Annotated in this window: 4 protein-coding genes; 2 read left to right on the top strand and 2 right to left on the bottom strand. The window is 74.9% G+C overall.

The features are described 5' to 3' along the window. Together CCS38_RS35845 and CCS38_RS11460 are read right to left on the bottom strand one after the other, a co-directional pair. Window positions 1-135, bottom strand: a 135-nt coding sequence (locus CCS38_RS35845) for a DUF5691 domain-containing protein (protein ID WP_443742953.1), incomplete at its 3' end; no start/stop codon positions are given. 71 nt (window positions 136-206) lie between these two features. Continuing rightward, window positions 207-1772, bottom strand: coding sequence for an SWIM zinc finger family protein (locus CCS38_RS11460; protein WP_504740346.1), 1566 nt, complete (start codon window positions 1770-1772; stop codon window positions 207-209). Window positions 1773-1937: 165 nt separating this feature from the next. Here CCS38_RS11460 and CCS38_RS11465 point away from each other — a divergent pair, with 165 nt between their 5' ends. Continuing rightward, complete coding sequence (locus CCS38_RS11465; RefSeq protein WP_372457046.1) at window positions 1938-3083, top strand: ATP-binding protein; 1146 nt, start codon at window positions 1938-1940, stop codon at window positions 3081-3083. Continuing rightward, on the top strand, window positions 3080-3802 hold a 723-nt coding region (locus CCS38_RS11470; RefSeq protein WP_223733123.1), incomplete at its 3' end, for a DUF5682 family protein. The genes CCS38_RS11465 and CCS38_RS11470, both read left to right, overlap by 4 nt.

A 3802-nucleotide genomic window follows, 5' to 3' on the forward strand; every position in this document is an offset into this window, starting at 1 on the left:
CGCGGGGCGCAGGCCCGCCCGCCGCCGTACCGTGCTCACCGCGGCCGCGTCCAGCAGCGCGGCGGCGGGCTCCCGCCCCGCCCGCACCGGCACCGGCGCGGCCCGCCGCTCCGTCCCGAGCAGCGCGGCACTCACCAGCTCCCCCCAAGAAGCCACGCTCGCAGTCACGGCTTTCCTCCCCTCTCGTCGGCCGTTCAGATCAGTTCTCACAGCGCCACCGGCGCCGGGTCCCACGTCGTCAGCGGGACGAAGCCCCGGTGGCCGCACTCACCGAACACGGTGAGGGGGCCGCCGCCGGATATCGCGGCGAGCTGCCACAGGCCCGTACCGCCCTCGCAGCGCGGATCCACGGGCAGCGCCGACTCGCCGTCGGCGTCCGCCAGTTGCCACCCCGTGCCCGGCCGCCCCGGTGTGGGCGGCCGGCCCGGTATCGGTACGACGTCGGCCAGCACGACCGGCCAGGAGTCCAGCCACGGGTCGTCGCGCAGCGCGTCACCGTACGCGGCGAGCGCGGCGTCCGCGCCGCACCCGGCCGGTATGCCGCCGGGAGCCGCCGGTGCGTACCGCTCGCCCACGGTGACGCGCAGCGGGCGGGCGCCCGGGTAGTACGTCAGGTCGGCGTCCAGGACGAGGCCCGGCGGCAGCGCGAGATCGTGCGTCCGCCCGGGGCCCGCGAACGAGAGGTGCAGCGCCATCCGGCCCGTCCGCTCGCCCCGCATCCATATGCGCCGCGTCGTCAGCCTGCCCTGCGGGCCTTCCTCGCGGTCCTGCTGTGCCAGCACCAGCCAGCGGTCCCGCACCGTCCGCTCCGCGGAACTCTCCCCGGAGCCGTCCCCAGAGCGGCCTGCGGTGCCGTCCGTCCCAGCGCTGTCCGTCCCAGCGCTGTCCGTCCCAGCGCTGTCTGCCCCAGTGCTGTCCGTTCCCGTGCTGTCCGTCCCGGTGCCGTTCGTGTCCGCCGGCAGGCCCACTCGGGAGCGGACCGTGGCCGCCAGCGGCTCCGGAAGCCGCTCGATACCAAGGATCCCCTCGTCGAGAAGGTGGAGCAGCGCGCACTCCTCCAGCAGCCGGGACGGCCAGTCGGTGCCGGAGCCCGGGATGGACCCCAACTCCCGCACCCGGGCTGCCAGTCCGGGTGCCTGGGCGTCCACCATGCGCGCCGCCGTCTCGTCCCAGCTGCCGTATCCCGCGCGGTCCGCCGCGGCCAGCCCGGACCGCAGCAGGTCGGCGAGGCGCCGCTCCAGTTCCTCGGCCCCCGCGCCGACCCGCTGCGCCCGGCGCTCCGCCCGCCGCCGCGCGGCCTCCGGATCGGCGAGCCCCTTGCTGCCCTTGTCCTTGCCCCCGTCCTTGTCCCCCTTGCCCGGCCGGTCCTCGCGGTGCTCGCGCCGCCCGGACAGCCATTCGGCGACCCACTGCGGCGGCTCGCCGCCCGTCACCACACCCCCGTCATCCCCCTCGGAGTCGTCCTCGCCCGCCCACAGCAACAGCAGTCCCAGTGCGTGCTTGCACGGGAACTTCCGGCTCGGGCAACTGCACTTGAAGGCAGGGCCCGTCGTGTCCACCATCGCGCGGTACGGAGTGCTCCCGCTCCCTTTGCACACTCCCCATACCGCTCCGTCGCCCGCGCCCGCTTCCGACCATGGGCCGGGCGTCGCGAGCTTGCCGCCGGCCTTGCGCGACGCCGCGTCGGGCGCCACCGCCAGCACCTGGTCGGTCGTCCAGCGTTCCCCCTGCGCTCGGGGGTTCGGGGTTTTCTCCCCGTCCATTCCCAGCATGTCGAAAACGCTAGACCCCGCCACTGACAATCGCTCTGACCAGCAGGTTTGTCACGGCGAGGCCGATTGTCAGTGGCATGGTGCAGTCTGGAATCCGCAAGCGGCCCGCGAGTTGCGGGGTGCGGGCCGTGCGGCCTGGGACAAGGGGGAGTCATGGATTTCGCGATGACGGAGAACGGCGCGGGGAGCGGCCGGGGGACGGCGGCGGAAGTCGGGCGGCAGGACGGCGAAGCGGTGGCGCTGCGGCCGCACGCGGAAGATGCATTCGCAAAGGAGCTGGCCGCGCTGGCGGCGGCGGACGACCGGCCGAGGCTCGAGCGCTGGCGCCTCTCGCCGTGGGCGGTGGCGACGTATCTGCTCGGCGGCACGCTCGCCGACGGCACGGTCATCACGCCGAAGTACGTCGGCCCGCGCCGCATCGTCGAGGTCGCAGTCACCACCCTCGCGACCGACCGCGCGCTGCTGCTCCTCGGCGTGCCCGGCACGGCCAAGACCTGGGTGTCGGAGCACCTCGCCGCGGCGGTCAGCGGCGACTCCACGCTCCTGGTCCAGGGCACGGCAGGCACGCCGGAGGAGGCGATCCGGTACGGCTGGAACTACGCGCGGCTGCTCGCGCACGGCCCCAGCCGGGACGCGCTGGTGCCCAGCCCCGTCATGCGCGCGATGGCGGAGGGCAGGACCGCGCGGGTCGAGGAGCTGACGCGCATCCCGGCGGACGTCCAGGACACGCTCATCACCATCCTGTCGGAAAAGACGCTGCCCATACCGGAGTTGGGCCAGGAGGTGCAGGCGGTCCGCGGCTTCAATCTCATCGCCACCGCCAACGACCGCGACCGCGGGGTCAATGAGCTCTCCAGCGCGCTGCGCCGCCGCTTCAACACGGTCGTGCTGCCGCTGCCGGCCACGCCGGACGAGGAGGTCGACATCGTCACGCGCCGCGTCGAGCAGATCGGCCGCTCGCTGGACCTGCCGCCGGCGCCGGACGGCATGGACGAGATCCGCCGGGTCGTGACGGTCTTCCGCGAGCTGCGGGACGGCCTGACGACGGACGGGCGTACGAAGCTCAAGTCGCCCTCCGGGACGCTGTCCACGGCCGAGGCGATCTCCGTGGTCACCAACGGGCTGGCGCTGGCGACCCACTTCGGGGACGGCGTGCTGCGGCCGTCGGACATGGCGGCGGGCATCCAGGGCGCGGTGGTCCGGGATCCGGCGGCCGACCGCGTCGTCTGGCAGGAGTACCTGGAGTCGGTGGTCCGCGAGCGCGACGGCTGGAAGGACTTCTACCGCGCCTGCCGGGAGGTGAGCGCATGACGGAGCGCGAAGCGGGGGAACACGGTACGGCGCGCGACGCGGGGGAGCACGGTACGGCGCGCGAGGCGGGGGAGCAGGGTACGGCGCGCGGCGTGGGGGAGCGGCGGGCGGCCGGGCCGTGGCTGCTCGGGGTGCGGCACCACGGGCCCGGGTCGGCCCGTGCGGTCGGGGCGGCGCTGGCGCAGTGCGAGCCGAAGGCGCTGCTCATCGAAGGGCCGCCGGAGGCGGACGCGCTGGTGGCGCTGGCCGCGGACGAGGAGATGCGGCCGCCGGTCGCACTGCTGGCGCATGTGGCCGACGATCGGGGGCGCGCCGCGTTCTGGCCGCTGGCGGAGTTCTCCCCGGAGTGGGTGGCCCTCCAGTGGGCGCTGCGGCGCGGCGTCCCGGTGCGCTTCATCGACCTTCCGGCGGCGCAATCCCTCGCAGGGGCGGCACCGGAATCGAAGCCGGTGCCGGCGCCAGTTCCGGCGCCAGCGCCAGAGCCAGAGCCGGAGCCGGAGCCCGGGGCCGCGGCGGGTGACGCACGGGTCGATCCCATCGGCGTACTGGCCGAGGCCGCCGGTTACGACGATGCCGAGCGCTGGTGGGAGGACGTGGTCGAGCACCGCGGTACGGCCGCACCCGGTGACGCGCTCGCCCCCTTCGAAGCACTGGCCGAGGCGATGGGCGCACTCCGGGAGGACGGCGAGGAGGGCCAGGAGGGCAAGGGGGGCCAGGAG

Origin of the sequence: Streptomyces purpurogeneiscleroticus (assembly GCF_020024005.1) — a bacterium.
Taxonomy (GTDB): Bacteria; Actinomycetota; Actinomycetes; order Streptomycetales; family Streptomycetaceae; genus Streptomyces; species Streptomyces purpurogeneiscleroticus.